At 42.1% G+C, this 18,174-nt stretch carries 18 protein-coding genes; 6 read left to right on the forward strand and 12 right to left on the reverse strand.

What is annotated here, in order from left to right:
- Positions 1-3 precede the first annotated feature (3 nt).
- The 7 genes from ACHZBG_RS14100 to ACHZBG_RS14130 all read right to left on the reverse strand — a co-directional run bounded on the left by ACHZBG_RS14100 (position 4) and on the right by ACHZBG_RS14130 (position 6,907).
- Positions 4-819 (reverse strand): metallophosphoesterase, encoded by an 816-nt coding sequence (locus ACHZBG_RS14100; RefSeq protein ID WP_320130102.1) that lies wholly within the window; start codon positions 817-819, stop codon positions 4-6.
- Positions 816-1,784 carry an oligopeptide/dipeptide ABC transporter ATP-binding protein gene (locus tag ACHZBG_RS14105; RefSeq protein ID WP_320130103.1) on the reverse strand — a complete coding sequence of 323 codons (969 nt, stop codon included), beginning with the start codon at positions 1,782-1,784 and terminating at the stop codon, positions 816-818. The genes ACHZBG_RS14100 and ACHZBG_RS14105 overlap by 4 nt, the downstream gene beginning before the upstream one ends.
- Entirely contained in the window at positions 1,771-2,769 is a 999-nt protein-coding gene (locus tag ACHZBG_RS14110) for an ABC transporter ATP-binding protein (RefSeq protein ID WP_320130104.1), read from the reverse strand. The genes ACHZBG_RS14105 and ACHZBG_RS14110 overlap by 14 nt, the downstream gene beginning before the upstream one ends.
- A 10-nt stretch (positions 2,770-2,779) precedes the next feature.
- On the reverse strand, positions 2,780-3,604 hold the full coding sequence (locus ACHZBG_RS14115) for an ABC transporter permease (protein ID WP_320130105.1): 825 nt from the start codon (positions 3,602-3,604) through the stop codon (positions 2,780-2,782).
- 9 nt (positions 3,605-3,613) lie between these two features.
- Positions 3,614-4,555: an ABC transporter permease gene (locus ACHZBG_RS14120; protein ID WP_320130106.1), complete on the reverse strand. Its 942-nt coding sequence runs from the start codon at positions 4,553-4,555 to the stop codon at positions 3,614-3,616.
- A gap of 86 nt (positions 4,556-4,641) precedes the next feature.
- On the reverse strand, positions 4,642-6,153 hold the full coding sequence (locus tag ACHZBG_RS14125) for an ABC transporter substrate-binding protein (RefSeq protein ID WP_320130107.1): 1,512 nt from the start codon (positions 6,151-6,153) through the stop codon (positions 4,642-4,644).
- Between the two features lie 43 nt (positions 6,154-6,196).
- Complete coding sequence (locus ACHZBG_RS14130) at positions 6,197-6,907, reverse strand: HAD-IA family hydrolase (RefSeq protein WP_320130108.1); 711 nt, start codon at positions 6,905-6,907, stop codon at positions 6,197-6,199.
- A gap of 652 nt (positions 6,908-7,559) precedes the next feature.
- On the opposite strand from ACHZBG_RS14130, the gene ACHZBG_RS14135 reads away from it, so the two are divergent.
- From ACHZBG_RS14135 to ACHZBG_RS14150, 4 genes are all read left to right on the forward strand, one after another.
- On the forward strand, positions 7,560-8,921 hold the full coding sequence (locus ACHZBG_RS14135; RefSeq protein WP_320130109.1) for a diaminobutyrate--2-oxoglutarate transaminase family protein: 1,362 nt from the start codon (positions 7,560-7,562) through the stop codon (positions 8,919-8,921).
- Complete coding sequence (locus ACHZBG_RS14140) at positions 8,908-10,359, forward strand: aspartate aminotransferase family protein (RefSeq protein WP_320130110.1); 1,452 nt, start codon at positions 8,908-8,910, stop codon at positions 10,357-10,359. The genes ACHZBG_RS14135 and ACHZBG_RS14140 overlap by 14 nt, the downstream gene beginning before the upstream one ends.
- Before the next feature lie 310 nt (positions 10,360-10,669).
- On the forward strand, positions 10,670-11,785 hold the full coding sequence (locus ACHZBG_RS14145; protein WP_320130111.1) for a GGDEF domain-containing protein: 1,116 nt from the start codon (positions 10,670-10,672) through the stop codon (positions 11,783-11,785).
- A 384-nt stretch (positions 11,786-12,169) separates the two neighbouring features.
- Complete coding sequence (locus tag ACHZBG_RS14150) at positions 12,170-12,448, forward strand: RNA-binding protein (RefSeq protein ID WP_320130112.1); 279 nt, start codon at positions 12,170-12,172, stop codon at positions 12,446-12,448.
- A 147-nt stretch (positions 12,449-12,595) separates the two neighbouring features.
- On the opposite strand, the gene ACHZBG_RS14155 is transcribed toward ACHZBG_RS14150, so the two are convergent.
- The 3 genes from ACHZBG_RS14155 to ACHZBG_RS14165 all read right to left on the reverse strand — a co-directional run bounded on the left by ACHZBG_RS14155 (position 12,596) and on the right by ACHZBG_RS14165 (position 15,175).
- Positions 12,596-12,985: a hypothetical protein gene (locus ACHZBG_RS14155; protein ID WP_320130113.1), complete on the reverse strand. Its 390-nt coding sequence runs from the start codon at positions 12,983-12,985 to the stop codon at positions 12,596-12,598.
- A 73-nt stretch (positions 12,986-13,058) separates the two neighbouring features.
- Positions 13,059-14,456 carry a HAMP domain-containing sensor histidine kinase gene (locus tag ACHZBG_RS14160; protein ID WP_320130114.1) on the reverse strand — a complete coding sequence of 466 codons (1,398 nt, stop codon included), beginning with the start codon at positions 14,454-14,456 and terminating at the stop codon, positions 13,059-13,061.
- Positions 14,453-15,175 (reverse strand): response regulator transcription factor, encoded by a 723-nt coding sequence (locus ACHZBG_RS14165; RefSeq protein WP_320130115.1) that lies wholly within the window; start codon positions 15,173-15,175, stop codon positions 14,453-14,455. The genes ACHZBG_RS14160 and ACHZBG_RS14165 overlap by 4 nt, the downstream gene beginning before the upstream one ends.
- Before the next feature lie 154 nt (positions 15,176-15,329).
- Here ACHZBG_RS14165 and ACHZBG_RS14170 point away from each other — a divergent pair, with 154 nt between their 5' ends.
- Positions 15,330-15,770, forward strand: coding sequence for a hypothetical protein (locus ACHZBG_RS14170; RefSeq protein WP_320130116.1), 441 nt, complete (start codon positions 15,330-15,332; stop codon positions 15,768-15,770).
- Complete coding sequence (locus tag ACHZBG_RS14175) at positions 15,742-16,818, forward strand: 4Fe-4S binding protein (protein ID WP_394699405.1); 1,077 nt, start codon at positions 15,742-15,744, stop codon at positions 16,816-16,818. Before ACHZBG_RS14170 ends, ACHZBG_RS14175 begins: the two co-directional genes overlap by 29 nt.
- Before the next feature lie 19 nt (positions 16,819-16,837).
- Here the strand turns inward: ACHZBG_RS14175 and ACHZBG_RS14180 are convergent, their stop codons facing one another.
- Together ACHZBG_RS14180 and ACHZBG_RS14185 are read right to left on the reverse strand one after the other, a co-directional pair.
- Complete coding sequence (locus ACHZBG_RS14180) at positions 16,838-17,737, reverse strand: prenyltransferase (RefSeq protein ID WP_320130118.1); 900 nt, start codon at positions 17,735-17,737, stop codon at positions 16,838-16,840.
- 15 nt (positions 17,738-17,752) lie between these two features.
- Positions 17,753-18,148 (reverse strand): VOC family protein, encoded by a 396-nt coding sequence (locus ACHZBG_RS14185; RefSeq protein WP_320130119.1) that lies wholly within the window; start codon positions 18,146-18,148, stop codon positions 17,753-17,755.
- Positions 18,149-18,174: the final 26 nt, after the last annotated feature.

Consider the following 18,174-nt stretch of genomic DNA (forward strand, 5'->3'; position numbering starts at 1 on the left):
TCCTTACTCGATCTCAATGAATTCGAGGGCATTTTCTATTTGGGCAAGACCTGAAGGGCCATGAGATGATCTCCATTCATGATGATAACCGAGACATCGACAAGACCAATGTATATTGTCACGGTCAAATGACTGTCTATAATGGACATGTCCGAACAAAGCGTATCGTACAGGATACTTCTTATAAAGTATTTCCAACGCTTCGCTTCCGAGAAAAGCATTGAAATATCCCCAATCCTTTTGATCTTCGGGAACTGTCATCTCTCGAATCGGTACCATGTGGGTAACCATGAGAAAATTTTTAGCCTTTTGTTGCATCATCATTTGTTTTTCCAGCCGATGCAAAAAGAAATCATTTTTCGCGATATTATCCGCCGTCCATTGATTTTTTAAGGAGTCCTGCCAGATTCTTCCATTTCTCTTCATCTGAGAAAATTCTTCCCTGTTATAATTGGAGGATCCAAAACTGTAGTCATACCAACCAATGTCGCCGATGACAACAGTGTTCCCGATGGCAAACGGATGGCTGCATAAACAATGGCTGTCTTCACAGAATCTAGAATAGATTTCTTCAGTCGGTGCCAAAGCAAAATTTTCGCTCCAGAGATCATGATTCCCAGGGACAAAAAGAACCTGGACCCCACTTCTTGATTCAATGGCATCTACTGTCGACAGAGTGATTTTGATATTCCCACTGATATCCCCCGCCAGCACTAATAATTGAGGATGGTGTTCCTTGAGGCATTGGACAAGAGAACCAATGATATCATAGGAATTATTAACATCAACATGGATATCGGAAATCATGGCAACTTTCATGTATTCATTCCTTTTATAAGATGACAGGCACAAAAATGACCGGGAGAGACTTCAATCATACTGGGATTTTCCTCAATGCAACGTTTTCTACAGGAGATGCATCTTGTATGAAAAGGACACCCGGAGGGAGATCTTGAGAGACTGGGAATATCTCCTGAAATAATCAGGTCTTCCTTTACCAGGTCAAACGCATCGACAGAAGCAGAGAACAATGCCTTTGTGTACGGATGCAAGCAGTGCTGATATATTTGTTCGGTTTTCCCCATCTCAACCAGACTACCCAAATACATTACTCCTATACGGTCGGAAAGATAGGAGACAACTTGAAGATTATGGGAAATAAATAGATAGGTCAAACCAAATTTCTTTTGCAAATCCTGCAACAGATTCAGAACTTGAGCCTGCACAGAGACATCCAAGGCAGAAACCACTTCGTCACAAACCACAAAGGAAGGATTGAGTATCAAGGCAATTGCTATCGCAACCCGTTGGCGTTGTCCTCCTGACAATTCGCGTGGCCAACGATTCAGATAGGAATCATCCAAACCTACCTCCTTGAGTATTGAACATACCAGTTCCTTTCGTTCTTGCGCATCCTTTCCAATTTTATGAATCATCAGCGGTTCTTCCACCAGCCATCCAATTCTCTTTCTGGGATTGATTGATGAATAAGGATCCTGAAAGATAATCTGATTTTCTTTTCGCATGGCTTTTTCTTGCTTGCGATTCACTCTGCCCTCCTGAAAATTGGTGTACCGCACCGTACCCGAGGTAGGTTCCAGAAGACGGACCATCAATTGACCAAGAGTTGATTTTCCACATCCTGACTCTCCTACCAGACCAAAAGTCTCTCCTTGTCGTATGGAAAATGAAAAATTACTCACTGCCCTGACAGGTTTATTCTTTGTACCCTTGTATTCTTTCACCAATTGGTTGCATTCCACCAGAATATCATTTTGTCTCATTGTTTTCTGCTTCCTCAAGATATAAATGGCAAACTACCATATGTCCATCTTTCATGACTGCATGGGGATTTACGTTTTTGCAAAAACTCATTCTTTGTGTACACCGATTGTAAAACTGGCACCCAGACTGAGGTCTGTTTTCCAGGGAAGGTACAATTCCAGCGATTGAGTCAAGCCTTTGATCCTTTTTACTATAGCTGGGAATTGAACCCAGAAGTCCCTTGGTATACGGATGCAATGGATTATTTAGTATCATATTTACCGGCCCATTTTCTACGATGGTTCCTGCATACATGATATTCACATAATCACATAAATGGCTCACCATCCCAAGGTCATGAGAAATAAGCATTATGGCAGTTCCCAATTCCTTATTCAACGTTTTCATCAAGCTCATTATTTGTTTTTGGATAGTGACATCCAGGGCGGTCGTGGGTTCATCGGCTATAAGCAAGGGAGGATCATTGATCAAGGCCATGGCAATTATTATCCGTTGGCGCATTCCTCCTGACAACTGGTGAGGATAACAGGAATATAAACGCCCGACATCAGGCAATCCTACTTTTTCCATCATGGACAAAGTCAATTCCCGCGCTTGTATCTTTCCCAATCCATGATTGCGACCATTTTCCTCGATTTGTTTTCCAACCTTTACCAAAGGATTCAAGGCTGTCATAGGTTCCTGGAAAATCATTGCTATCCCCTTCCCTCGCAAGGTATTCCATTGTTGCTTGCTTTGAGAAAGAAGTTCCTTTCCTTCAAAATAGATTTTTCCTTTTCCGATATGTGCCGACTCCGGTTGCAAGCCCATACAAGCTAAGGCTGTCTGAGTTTTTCCGCACCCAGATTCCCCAACAAGGGCAAGGATTTCTCCTGAATGTATTGTTAGGGATACATCTTGTACTGCATGGCAAAATCTCTCTTTGATACGATAATCGAGATGCAGGTGCTCAATTTCCAAAATAGTTTTTCTTTCCTTTTCCATGATGCACATCCTATTGCTGGCTTATAGTTTGCAGGCCATCCCCAAGCAAATTGAATCCCATGACCAATAGCGAAATGGCAACAGAGGGAATCAATACATACCACCATGCTTGCAAAATATAGTTTTGGGCTTCACTCAACATTTTTCCGAAACTGGGATTTGGAGGCTGCATGCCCAGACCTAGATAACTCAGCCCTGCCTCACTCATCACTGCACTGGCAAAACCAAGGGAGGCTGTCACTAGCAATTCCGGGACAATATTGGGAAGGATGTGCAAAACCAGGATACGAGCATGCGAAGCGCCCCTTGCACGCGATGCTTGAACAAATTCAGCATTTCTATATTTCATGAACCCGCTTCTTGCAATCCTGGTAAAACGAGGAATGGACATGAGCCCCAAGGCAAGAACCGTATTTTGCAGGCTTGTTCCAAAAACCGCTATAATCATCAAGGCAAGCAAGATTCCAGGAAAAGCCATTTGCGTATCGATTAACTTCATGATAACTTCATCAGTCTTTCCCCCGAAATATCCAGACAGCGCACCGAGAGGAGTCCCCATCAAAAATCCAAACCCAACCACCAGAATACCGATGAGCAGAGAAACCCGGGTACCTACCAAAACCCTTGAATAGATGTCCCTGCCCAATTGATCAGTACCCAAGATATGGGCAGTTGTAGCCCCTTGCAATTTATGTGCAATATCAATTGCATTGGGATCATAGGGCAAATAGAAAAACCCCAGGATCATCAAAACGACTACGGTCATTACCATATAAAAACCTATGGCAAAATTTATATTGGAAAAATATCCTCGTATGAGGGAATTGCTCTTCATTGAAAACTCCTAAAGAAGACGAATCCGGGGATCAATCATGGAATACAACAGGTCGACACTAAAATTGCACCCAACCACAATACAGGCTAGATACATTACCAAGCCCTGAATGAGAGGCAAATCACGGGTTGCAATGGAAGTTGCTATCAGCTTTCCAATTCCCGGAAGTGAAAATACATTCTCGATAATGATACTTCCTCCCAAGACGTCAGCAACCAGCATTCCGAATATCGTAATTACCGGTATCAATGAGTTTCTCAGTACATGGCGTCGCAAGACCGTATTCTCATCAAGCCCCTTGCTTCTCGCCGTTCGGACATAGTCCAATTTTTGTTCCGAGATGATGCTTACCCTAAGATAACGAATCAATACAGAGGAAGTTCCAAGGGAGAGGGAAAAAGCAGGAAGGAATAAACCTTTAAGACAAGCCAGTGGATTTTGGGACCAGGAAATGAATCCAAGGGAAGGAAACCAGCGAAGCCTGACCGTAAAAATACTTATCAACAAAATACCCATGCAGAAGGAGGGAATCGATAACCCTAGCTGAGAAATCAAGGAGAAAGGAACTATATACTTGGCTTTGTCTTGTTTTGCAAGCCAGATACCTATCGGTAATCCGATTAGAATTGTAAGGACCAAGGTAAACAAGGCAAGCAAGGCCGTTACCGAAAAACAGTTTGCAATGATACTAGATACAGGTTTTTGGTAACGAAAAGAAATACCAAGATTACCATGCAAGGCACTGTCGACCCAAGAAATATATCGTTCAACCGCTGGTTCATCCACATGCATGGTCTTTTGCAAGGCTTCAATTTGGACTGGATCGGCATCTACTCCCAAAATTACGAGCGCTGGATCCCCTGGAAGAATCTGAAAAATCAAAAACGTAATTATCGAAACCAAAAACAACGTAACGATAAAACCAAGTATCTTGCGAACATAATATCTCATGAAAAAGCGCTCCTTCCTGGTAGAACAGGAATATCCTCCGATTCTACCTGGATAAACCAGGCAGAATCATTGGAAAACCTTCTTCTCTACTCTTCGAAATACAATTTGCTGAGATCCATGAACCCGACTGGATAGAAAACATACCCCTTCAAATCTTTTCTGGCAGCGACGGTCAGATTTGGATCACAAACGTAGACGGCAGCAGCATTTTCGGTAAGGATCTTCTGGCATTCCTTATACATCGATATCCTTGAGGCATCATTAGTCTCGACTTTTGCCTTTGCAATCAATTCATCGAAACGGGCGTTGGAAAACTTGAAGAAGTTCCTTGGATAGGTCGTTGTATACCTGCCAAGTACTGAATCAGGATCCAGTTTTCCGGTAAGTCCGATGATGGTAGACTGGTATTGTGCCTTTGCATAGACCTGATCCAGCCAAGTAGCCCATTCTACTGGCTGGATGGTAGCCTTTATTCCGATGGCAGCTAATTGCTGGGCAAAAATCTGGGCGGTATCGATATGTGATTGATAATTGGAAGGCACGGTAATGGTCATTTTGAACCCATTCGGGTAGCCAGCTTCAACGAGTAATTGTTTTGCCTTGGCGAGATCATGTTTATAATAACCGGATAGGGTATCATTGTAGTACATTCCCATTACTGGACTGAAGTTCGAATCCAATTTGGTTGCATACCCACCAAAAACTCCATCAATTACATCTTGCTTATTCAAGGCATAATTGACTGCCTGCCTGACTCGAACATCCGAGAAAATTGGATCCTCATTGTTCAAGGCAAAGATTTGGACCATATTCTGGGGAGAGTTGTAAATAGTATAATCAGAGCTGAGTTGTTTCGCATCCTCAGCCGTAATGGAGGCAAAATCAAGCTGTCCTGATTGCAAAGCCGAAACGATTGCGGACTCATCGGTCATGATGTAAATTTCTGCTCGCTTGACCTTGGGCATTCTGTTTGTGTCATAATAGGCATCGTTACGTTCCAGGACAATCCGTTGCCCAGGAGTATATTCCACAAACCGATAGGGACCAGTCCCGACAGGATGTTCGGCTTGGTTGATATACCCTTCCGGTACGATGGAAATTGAAGTCAAGGAAAGGAAGGCCGCTGAAGGCTCAAGAAGAGTAATTACAAACGTATAGGCATCAGGGGCATTGATATTCTTGATCAATGCGAATTTGCTCGATACAGCCTTTTCCCCACTCATTCCAGTCAAATTGTTATAGGTATATAATACATCTGCACTGCTAAAGGGTTTATCGTTATGAAACAAGACGTTTTTTCTAAGCTTGAAAGTATAGGTAAGACCATCAGGAGAAATAACGACACTTTCTGCCAGCCCAGGAATCATCTTCCCGTTCGTATCGTAAAGCATCAATCCTTCAAACACATTATGGAAGATTGCCTCGGTATCGGTGGCAGCCGATTTCCAAGGATCAAGGCTATCTGGTTCTGACCCGATATTGGTCCGGACCACCGAAGGCACTGTAACCTCATTGGATTTCACTTCCTTCACTCCTGTTGCAGTGAGGGAAGAGATTGCCAGGGCAAACAAGCAAACTACTATCAATAACTTTTTCATCTAGAACTCCTAACTGAATTTCTTCTCTCATTACATGAGATTTTCATAAGACATGATCATGATCAAATATCCCTTGCCCAATAAGCGAAGGAATAGTTTGAATCGATGAAAGGATATAGGGATGATTCAGTTCTTCAATACCTGCAATCCCAACGAAATTGAGGAGGCAACTGTGCATACCTATCTGGGCAGCACCAAGAACGTCATCATAATAATTATCCCCGACATACAGGCATTCTTCACTCTTCCAATCTTTGCATTTGATGGCATGTTCGAAAATTCTTTTATCTGGCTTTTCAATCTGCACTTCACTTGAGATAACAATCGGGTCGAGAAACATATCCAATTTTGTTTGGGAAAGGATGGTACGACAACCAAAATCCCAGTTTGATATCAAGCCGACATCAATGCCTTGATCCTGCAATACTTTCAATGTCGGGAATGTCCAGGTATAGGGAACCCAGGAAACGGAACGAAAATCAGAAAGATGTTCCTTGAAAAACGTTTGATCCAGGGAAACTCCTTGCAAGAATTTTGCAATGGCTGAAAGATATCCACTCAAGGAATTTTCTGATTTATTCCCTAATTTTCCGGGATGGTTTTTCATATATTCTTTATTTGCCAAATGGTAGGCAAGCTTCACGTCTTCCAAGGAAAAAGTATATCCAGCCCGCTCAATACAAGAATGGAAACTTTCAGGAAGATTGTTTTTTATCAACGTAAGACCCAAATCAAAAAAGACATGTTTAATCAAAAATAGTACCCTTCACTTTGTTGCATCACTTAATGACGTAAGAACACTTTTCATCAACATCTTGCATCGATTGACCAGTAAGTTCTACCGAAAATCTGTAAGGATATCATTAAAAAAGTATGAGCGTCTTTAACTGGAGATATGCATTTTTTGCTGAAAAGGTAATTCAAAGGAACTCGTTTTTCAGTGAACTACCCAATCCTGCAAATTCTACGAAACGGTGACATCATTATATAAATATGATTTTCCAAAGCAATTCTATTACCCCATACCTTTAGGTTTTCAGTAGCATTTAGAATATAATTATTGAAAGTAATCTTCAAAAAACACATTCCCTTATCTTTCTCAACATAGTCATTACTTTCTCTTTTAGTATATTTATATAGCTATATGTATGCTATCATTCACGCGGCGTATCGACAAAATGATTATTCTTAAAATTATTCGGCCAATCACTAGTACAACCCCTCATTAGTCGTTATTATTTTTTTTCGTGCGTTGAAAAGTTTTTTCAATTTTGCAACAATCCAATGTATTTGACGGCACTATATTTATTGTTTAGATATGGAAATGCATTGGAAAGACTTAATATTAAAGGGCTAGATGACAATATCTAGTACAAAAATTTTTATGGAATAGAAAGGAACAGGGAATGAACGAAATTTTATACAAACAGTCGAACAAGTATTATCTTGATCGCCAAAATGAAACTGAATCCAACTCAAGAAGCTATCCGAGAAAGTTCCCATTTGCCATTAAAAGCGCCAAAGGCTCTTATCTTGAAGACGTTGAAGGAAATAAATATCTGGATTTCCTTTGTGGTGCCGGCACCCTGGCCCTTGGTCATAATGATCCCGAAGTCAATCAATCAATGATTACTCTCCTTACCAATGATGCACCTCTTCATACATTGGATTTAACAACTCCTGTAAAAGACAGATTTGTTCATACCCTCCTGAATCTATTGCCAGATGAATTGAAAAACAATGCAAAAATACAATTTTGCAGCCCTTCCGGAACAGATGCTGTCGATGCAGCTATCAAGCTCTGCAAAACAGCTACAGGACGATCCTCCGTCATTGCATTCACGGGAGCCTATCACGGCATGGGCCATGGAGCTCTTGCTCTCACAGGAAATCTCAGTGCCAAACAGAAAGTCAATGCCCTGATGCCCGACGTACATTTCATGCCATATCCCTATTCCTACAGATGCCCGTTTGGTCTTGGGGGAGAAGCAGGGACCGATGCAATTTGTGCATATTTTGAACGCGTCCTGAAAGATCCTGAAAGCGGCATAACCAAACCGGCCGCAGTTATCCTTGAAACCATACAAGGTGAAGGAGGGGTCATCCCCGCCCCCATCAAATTCCTGCAAACCGTGCGAAGAGTTACCAAGGAACTGGGAATTCCCATGATCGTTGATGAAATTCAGTGTGGTATTGGCCGTTCAGGAAAATTCTTTGCCTTTGAATATGCAAACATCGTACCTGATGTCATTTTATCTTCCAAGGCTATCGGAGGCTCCCAACCGATGGCTGTGGTGATCTATAACAAGGATCTGGACCTTTGGCAACCTGGTGCCCATGCCGGTACGTTCAGGGGAAACCAACTGGCCATGGCTGCAGGTACTGTTGTCATGGAACGCGTTTCCCAGCCAGAATTCTTGCAAGAAGTCTTGGAAAAAGGTGCAATCATCGAAAATCGTCTGCTTGCCCTCAAGAAAGAAGTATCCATTCTTGGCGACGTACGAGCCAAGGGGCTGATGCTTGGTTTTGAGTTCATCGATCCCAAGGGAGAAGCAGATGCATTGGGTTCATACCCAGCCTCAGGCGATATTGCAGCCCAAGTACAGCATGAATGCTTCAACAACCATCTTATTATGGAAAAAGGTGGTCGATACGGCTCGGTCATGCGATGCCTTTGTGCCCTCAATGTTTCACCAGAAGAAATACATATCATGCTCGATATTTTGGAAACAGTCATTCGAAAGGTAGATGCTGATGCAACAAACTGAGACCGAAACTTTTTTTCTTACATCAGAAAAGAAGGACAAGGCAAATTATCAAACCATGATGGAACATACCATCATGGCTATTCTTGGCTCTCTGGGGGATTCGAAAGCTTATTCAGGAAAAACTCCACAAGAACTCAAGGATTTGCTTCAATCCCAAACCTTGCTCCCCGAAAAAGGCTTGGGGTTTGAGGCTGTATTGCAACAAGTATCGAAAACGATATTGCCCAACCTTCTGAGAACTTCTTCTGACAGCTACATGGCTCATTTGCATAGCCCTGCCCTTTTGGAAAGCATTGCTTCTGAGCTCATACTATCTACGTTCAATCAGTCCATGGATTCCTGGGACCAATCCCCCATCGCAACCGAGATTGAAATTGCTACAATTTCCCAACTGGCCGGACTCTATGGATTCGATGGCAATAGTGATGGCGTTTTTACTTCAGGAGGAAGCCAATCCAACCTGAGTGGAATCACCCTGGCGAGGGATTGGTATTGCAGTACAAAGCTTCACCATGATGTCAAGAAAGACGGACTCCCCCCTTGCTATGGAAAATTCAGGATCTATACTTCAGAAATCTCCCATTTTTCCATGGAAAAAAGTGCTCATCTTCTGGGCCTTGGATATAACGCCGTCGTCAAAGTCCCTGTTGATTCAGCTTGCAAGATGGATGCAAAAGCGCTTGAAAATCTTATTCAAGTTGATATGAAACAAGGTCTGTTGCCCCTATGTGTCGTCGCGACCATTGGAACCACTGATTTTGGCAGCATTGATCCTATTGAAAAAATCAATGACATCTGCAAGCGGTATAATCTATGGCTCCATGCTGATGCAGCCTATGGTAGCGGTCTCATCCTTTCACAAACCTATGCTTCCCGTCTGGGACCTCTTGGGCTATGTGACTCCCTTACCATTGATTTTCACAAGATGTTCTTGCTTCCTATCAGTTGCGGGGCTTTTCTGGTGAAGGATGGAAGCACTCTAGAAGCTTTTTCCCTGCATGCCGATTACCTTAATCGTGAAGAGGATGAGGAAGACGGGTATACAAACCTCGTTGGAAAATCCATGCAGACAACCAGACGTTTTGATGCCCTGAAAGTGTGGATGGCTTTCCAGACACGGGGAAAAGACGGCTACGGCCAAATAATTGATACATGCATAGAAAATGCAACGTATCTCTATGAGAAACTATCTGATAATCCAGCCTTTGAGGTTGCAACCAAGCCTGAAATAAGTTCGGTTGTATTCAGATTACGTGCTTCCTGTGACACCAACAAGAAAATCAGGAGAAGCCTACTCCTGGACAAAGGTGTGGTTATCGGACAAACAGTGTATGCAGAAAAGACCTTCCTTAAATTCACTTTGTTGAATCCCTTGATCAATCATCAAAAACTGGATTCCTTGATTGCATTGATAGAACAATTGGGAAAAGAAGTCTAAGATACGATACAGAAAAACAAAGGAAGTTTTGTTTTTATCAGGAATCTTCCTTTGCTTTTATGCTTCGACACACAATGAATGATACCAGTACGTTTTAGGGCCCCTTAGCGTTTTTTGGGTAAATCAAAATAGTATTTCCAACTATCAATTCCTTACATGAAAATAATTAGCTATTTTTTACACTTCTTTTACAGGAATTATTTACATATCTTGCACATAGGTCTACTATAATTGTCGAACGTTTACTTTCAAATTGATTGTTTTATGATACTGTTCATAGCAGTCCTTACCTTAAGAAAGGAGAGGGATTATGACAATGCCACCAAACCTGATCCTTGATTTATTTTCCATAATTCCACTTCTGTTTACCATCAACATGGCAAATCGGCATCGACTGCAAAATCCTCGAAATAAATACTATGTATATACTTCGCTCACAACGATTGTCTTGCTTCTCACAGAAATATTTTCATTCATTTTTGTTGAAAAAAATCAATATTCCTTTGTAATCTTACATAGATTGATGAATACCATAGGTTTTTCACTGAGCCCTGCAGTACCTTATTTTATATTGTATTTTGTCCTGACCAAAGAATTATCTCCCTTGATAAAAAAACTTCTGAGATTGCCAATTATCATAAATTGCATTCTCAGCGTACTGAGTTTCCAGACGGGATGGTTGTATTACGTAAATGCAAACAATGAATACATGAGAGGTCCTTTTTTCCTGTTTACGACAATACTCTGCCTTCTTTATTTTGGCCTGGATGTCTTTTGGATATTGCAATCACGATACACCTTTGACAAATTGGACCAAATCTATCTTTTCTTGATAATCCTGCTTCCTTTGGGAACTTCCTTGATCCAAATTGCCAAGCCCGAAATCCTTACACTCTGGGGGGGGATTTCAATGACCCTTCTCTTGTTTTATATTTTCACCCTTGAACTTACCTTTGAATTTGACAATCAGACGCAAGTCAGGAACAGGGAAGGCTTCGAAAGGGAAATGCAAAACATGGCAACCAAGAATGCCACTATTTTTGTATTTGACCTGAACAACCTGAAAAAAACCAATGATTTCCATGGACATAAGGCTGGTGATACCCTTCTGTTTGATACGGCAAAGATTATCGAAAGCATTTTCCTTGATTATGGTTTCACTTTCCGCATAGGAGGCGATGAGTTCTGCGTAATCTGTAAGCCTCTACCAGATAATGAAGCCAAACGACTTCTATCGAATTTGATGGAAATAATTATTGAACGCAACACGGAATGCCTCATCCCCATTGACCTTGCCTATGGATTCACAAATTACCAATTCAAACAGGATCTCTCAATTTTCACTGCCTTTGCCAAAGCGGATAATGCAATGTATGAACAGAAAGCAAAATACAAAAAGATGTTGGAAAACAATAAGAATCAATAAATTGCAGGAGTACATGCAACTCAAATTTTAATTAAAATGGCGTTGCAAACTTTCATAAGAAATTATCTGAAAAAGAAATAACTGGAAAAGTCACTATTTTAACGCTGATTGTCAGATATTTCGGATTTAGAAAATCTTTTTTATTATTTTCATATTTATCTACATTTTGTTATTTTATTTGCATACCACTATACATTATCTCTACAAAGCAGTATTCTTTAGGAGCTTTAGATTATTGTGTTGCAACTCGTTCGTTACCCTTTTTAAGTAAGTATGTAAGCGTGCGTTTCTGAATCGCTTCCGCAAACAGGTAAAAGTTCAAGACAGCCCAAACTAAAAGCAATATATGTAACAAACAAGCCTAGGCTTGTAAAGGATGCTTTTATGGCAAAGAAAATTTACGTTGGTAACATGAGTTACAACACGACCGAAGACGATCTCAGAGACATTTTTACCCAATACGGTAACGTACTCAGTGCAACTATTATCATGGATCGTGAGACCCGTCGCCCCAAGGGGTTTGGTTTTGTAGAGATGGAAGAGGATTCTGCAGCTGATGCAGCTATCTCCCAGCTTGACGGAAAAGAAATTGATGGACGCAACCTTCGTGTTAACGAAGCAATTGCAAAACCCAGAAACGATTTTTCAAGAAACAGGTATTAGTCCTCGATTCTTTAAAAGTTAATATTTCATGATTCAGAAACGTAGCGGAGCCAGTAATGGCTCCGTTAATATTTTCCAGTCCTAATACGATTTTTTTCATCCTTTGGAAACCAATGATATTTCATTGATTACATGCATCCTGTCAACTTATACTGGCTCTTTTGCATTTTGGCGATTACCTTGGCCTGACCAAAGTGGACGTCCATCGATATTCCTGAACTGCCAACTTTTCCCATTTGAATCCACGGCAATGACTGAGAAATCATTCTCGTACAAAAATCCAGTCACCTTTGCCTGAGCTCCTGAAGAAAGCTCGATACCCTTGGGATATATGATTTCATAGTTCCCCAAATGCAATGAATATTTTTGGGAATCAAATGTGGTAAGAAACCATTCACCATCAGAAAGGGAAAGAGTACCTACCAATGTCCCTGTTTTTCCTAATCGAACATAGTCGCTTCCTTTCAATTCCGTCGAAGCAAACAAACCTGAGGCAAGCAAAACCAATACGACCAACGCCAATAACCTTTTATTCATCCGAACCTCCAAATCTCTTGATACAGTTATTTTTGCATCAAAACATGGAGTTGATTGACGAACATAGTAAAGATTAGGTAAAGGAAATGATAAATAGGGTCTTGTGTTTCCCTACATCAATCTGGACATCAATCGTCCAGCCATGAGCCTCCACGATTGCCTTTACAATCGACAACCCCAATCCACTCCCTTCTGTTTCCCTTGCTCTGTCCGAACGAAATAGACGATCAAATATTCTGGGAAGAATGTCCTCATCGATGATACCATCGTTTTCAACAGTAAAGGATTTTGGTAGAAAACCTTCCTGTCGTTCCTCACCCTGCACAGAAAGCTTCAGAATTCCCTTTTCGCCATAACGCAATGCATTGGAAACGAGATTCACCCCTACCCGTTCCAAAAGATCAGGGTCAGCGACAATAGTACCGCCTGGAACGGCAAGAGATAGAGAAATGCCAGCTTTTCTTGCCTCTTCATCGAACTGGCCTGCCAAATGGCTAAAAAAAGAGCTGAGTTGTATTGATTTTGCATTTGGTTGAAATCCCGGGGATTCAATTTTGGTAAGTAGGGAAAGACTCTGCACCAAAGTTTCTAGTTTTCCGGTCTCAGATAGCAAGCGATTGAGACGGTTCTCATCTGGAATGAAAATACCGTCTATCATAGCTTCCAATTGTCCTCGTACCACGGTAATCGGGGTTCGAAGGTCATGGGCAACATCGGCAGCCCATTGTCTTCTCAGTCCTTCTTCCTGTATGAGATTCTCCTGCAGGATTCCCGAAGCCTCACTGATATGGCGGAATTCCACCACAGGACAGGTTGGTATCGAAACATTGCGATCTCCTTCTGCCATTCGTTCCAGGGTATTGACCAAGGAGGAAGCTTGCTTTTTCAAAGGTCGCGAAAAGAACCAGGCAAAAAGAAAGGCCATCAAGGCTGCCAACAAGGAGCCCCAAACCAATAACCATTGTGCCGTACGAAGAAGTATTCTGTTTGAATCCAATTCCGTGAAGGAAGGCATCACTGTACTATAACGGAGGGCAAGTGTCCCATCAGAAAGTTTTATTTCAAACCACTCCTTTGAATCCATCATCATATTCTGCAGGAAATTCCTGCCCATCCCTGCTCCTTCCCCTTTTTTGAAATAGTAAAGGATTTCACCACTTGGGGAAGAAACTACCAGCAAAGAAGGATTGTAAGGCAACCCTTCCAAGGCTGTTTCTATATCTAGGCGAGCAGCTTGCTTGCCTTCTTTCTCCAACGTCAAGGCAACCTCTGAAAGCCTATCATTGATAAAACCATGAAGAGCTTGCGTTTCGGACGTATGCCAAGATTCCAATATCCTTCCACTTCCAAAATACAAGAGAAGGGAAAGAATGATGGAAAACAATAAGAGGGAAAGAAGGACAAGGCCTAACATTCTTGCAGTCAGGCCTTGCAATAGAGTTCTAAAGCGTGAAATTTTTTGTCGTATCATAGTGTTTCAGGTCCTTCATTTGGTTCCCCAATGAATTTGTATCCAAAACCCCGAATGGTCTCTATCCAACCCAACCCACCTAGCTTTGCCCGTAAATTCTTGAGATGAGTATTGACCGTTCTCTCAGAACCATCATGGGAATAATCAAGGCATTCCCCAAGAATACGCTCTCTGCTCACAAGGATGCCTGACTTATCAGCCAACCAGGAAAGGATCTTCCATTCCACGGCAGTCAGGTGAACCGGGGCTCCATCAAGAAAAACTTCATGGGAAGCACTGTCAATTGCAAGCAAATGGCCTTCTGTTTTCCAGAATTTCACTGTTTGCACAGTAGGTATCTTGCCATTTGCCTGACCATCCTTTTCGACTCGACGAAGAATAAGTTGTACCCTCAATACCAACTCTCTCGGAGAAAAGGGTTTTACTATATAGTCTTCGGCACCGAGTTCCAAACCTGTTATCCTATCACTTTCCGATTCCCTTGCAGTAAGAAACAAAAAAGCTACGCCAGGTCTTTGCGACCGGATTTTCTTGGCAAGTTCAAAACCATTTCCATCAGGAAGCATTACATCAAGGATACAGAGTTCCGGCGGTTTGAAATCAAAAGCCTCCAAAACTCCGGAAACCCGATCAAATTCCTGTACAGTATACCCCGAGATCTCGAGGTAGGCCCGTATGGTTTCCCTGATGCTGTCATTGTCCTCAACTATATATATCATGCTACAAGTGTACGCTGAGTCTTACTGGCAGGCAAGTTGAAAACCTTACCAAGAGCCATCGAATAGCTTTCTTTACCTAATCTTTACCGACTCTTCCTCCTGTCTGTCTAAAAACTCCCTATACTCAAGACAACCCTAACCGAGGAGCATTTCTATGCGAACAAAAAATCATTTAAAGACAATCATGGCTTTAGTTTTACTGGTAATCCCGACATTCAACCTTTTTGCTTGTGAAATGAGCTTCCATTTAACCGGTCCCCAATATTCGGATACAAGGGTCTTGCCGGGATCCACCATCTCCCTTCAACAAGGGGAAATCTACAATTTGGAAGTTGAATTTACAGAAGACCATCGCAATTGTACCGTACCGGCTGAGGATACCTTGTTTTTGGTTGATGGATCAAAATGGAAAACCTCAAAAACTTCTCTTGCCTTGGTCCTTGAACATGAAATCAACTGGGTTGAGGAATCACGCTATATAAATACGAGTATTCTGACTTTTGAAGCCAATAAGGATGGATCTACGGTCCTGGATATCCTCAGGGATTGTAGGAAGGGAGGCTATGATGAATCGATTACCTTTATGGTTGACTAGGTTGAAGAAACCGGCAAAAGTCAGGCTTCTCGTACAAATAGGAATATTTTTGGGAGCTTTACTTCTCCCTGTGGGTATCTTCCACTTGATCTGTCCCTTCGGAGGAATCGAGACGTTGACCCGTCTTTTTGCACAAGGACTATATATTCCGAAAACAGGGCTACCCAATCTTATCATTCTTTCAGCGGTCCTGTTGACAACAATTCTTGTTGGCCCAGTATTCTGTGGGTGGCTTTGTCCTTTGGGAAGCATACAGGAATGGATTCGAAGTCTTGCAAAAAAGATAGGCATCAAGCGGATAGAAATTCCTGAAAAATTGGAAAAAGTACTTTCCTTGTTGAAATATGTACTCTTGTTTCTCATTCTCCGTGCCACCTTGCTCTCGTTCAACCTAGTCTTTCTCAAGGTTGATCCCTATTATGCACTATTGCATTTCTTCACAGGTGAAGTAGCCACTGCGGCACTTATCCTCCTTGCGGTCGTTTTGATTGCTTCCTTTTTTCTTGATCGTCCCTGGTGCAGATTTCTCTGTCCGTTAGGAGCAATTCTGGGACCATTGGGGAAAATCAGTCTTTTCAAGGTAAGGCGGCCTTCCTCAAAATGCATCGGGTGTGGAGCCTGTTCCCGCGCTTGTCCTGTAGGACTCAACCCTGATAAAGAAACTACTGTTACAAGCAGCAAATGCATACGCTGTGGTCTTTGTGAGGTCTCCTGTCCGCCGAAGTTGAAAACCTCAAATCATTCTTTCAGAATTTTCCTTATTACCGCCCTGTTGTTGACAGGAATCTTCTTTACCTCCCAATTGTTTGCGAAAGGCGAGAATACCGCACAAGAAGGCGTCACAGCCAGTCTTTCAACCTTTGTACCGAAACCCCAGACAACCATCGCAGAACTTGCCACAGGAACAGGAAACACCCTCTCGGGCATCTATGAATTGCTTGCCCTGCCCGATTCAGTTGATCCGGCAACGGACCTTGTTGATTTGGAAGATGAGTTTGAAGACAAGACCTGGAATTGGATCCAGGAAAGACTCAAGCATGACCTATAAATAATTTTTTAGGTTTCCATCAGCAGAGCAGGCTCAGTGTAAGGCCAAATAGAAAACAGACACCGAAAAGACCATACATGCTGGAAACAACTTGCATGGAAGAAGATTTTGTCTTTGCCGAGAACCCTGATTTCTGTAGGAAAAGCAACTGCCACAAACTGAAACCAACGGAGAATAGAGTCGTAACGACCAGCCACAGGGGATACACCTTGACCATTACAAGCACTATCCCCAACAAGTGCGCTGCAATCAACTCTCCATAGAGCAAGACTGAGGCCTTTCGTTCCGTCAAGACTATTGACAGTGTTCTTCGTCCAGCCTTTCTGTCAGCGTCCATATCGCAGGTATTGTTTACACTGAGAATCAAGGCAACCATAAAAAAGAATGGCAGGGAAGAGAGAAAAGCTTCACTGTCAAAAAATAGGGTTTGCACATAGAAAGAGAGCAAGAACAAGGCTGTACCCAGAAAGCCTCCGGCAAACAATTCCCCCAAAGGAGTCCGAGATATAGGAAAAGGCCCTCCTGTATAGGAAAAACCAACGACCATACAAATAAAACCCAGGGGAATCAATTTCCAACTGGTAAGAAAAGCGAGCACCAAGCCCAAAATACCTGCCATCATAAAAAGGCCAAGGGATATCAAAAGAGCCTGGAAAGGCTTGACCCCATCATGGACAAGGACCTTGTCTTGTTCCTTGTTGTCCTCTTTGGTATCCGTTCCGTTTACATAATCAAAATAGGTATTGAACCCGGTTGTTCCCATATCTACAAACAATACGGCGAACATCATTGGCAACCCAATTTTCCAGGACCATGTACCTGTCCTGTAAAAAGCATATAGGCTTCCGCTAAGAAAGGTTACCAGGCTGACAAGTTTTGTCCTGACCTCAACTATATTATTAAATTGTTTTATATTCATATATCCTTCTCTGATTTAATGGAGAAATTCCACCAAATCCCAAAGATTTCCATAGAGATCACTGAATACTGCCACCGTTCCATATTCAGCTACCTTTGGGTCACGGATAAAAGTAATTCCCTTTTCTACCATGCTATGATAATCTCGCCAGAAATCATCCGTCGAGAGAAACAGGAATACCCTACCCCCGCATTGGTTCCCTATAAAGGATATCTGTTCTGGCTTGGAGGCCCTTGCCAGCAACAACGTAGTCCCAGATGAATTGGGAGGTGCGACTACCACCCATCTTTTGTCTTGCTCTGGTTGGTAGGTATCCTCTACAAGGGTGAATCCCAAGATATTCACATAGAAATCAAGAGCCTCATCATAATCCCTGACTACAAGCGCAATATGGGCAATGGATTGTTTCAAAGTAGTTCACCTCCTGACATCTTTCG

Source organism: uncultured Sphaerochaeta sp. (assembly GCF_963676625.2).
GTDB lineage: Bacteria > Spirochaetota > Spirochaetia > Sphaerochaetales > Sphaerochaetaceae > Sphaerochaeta.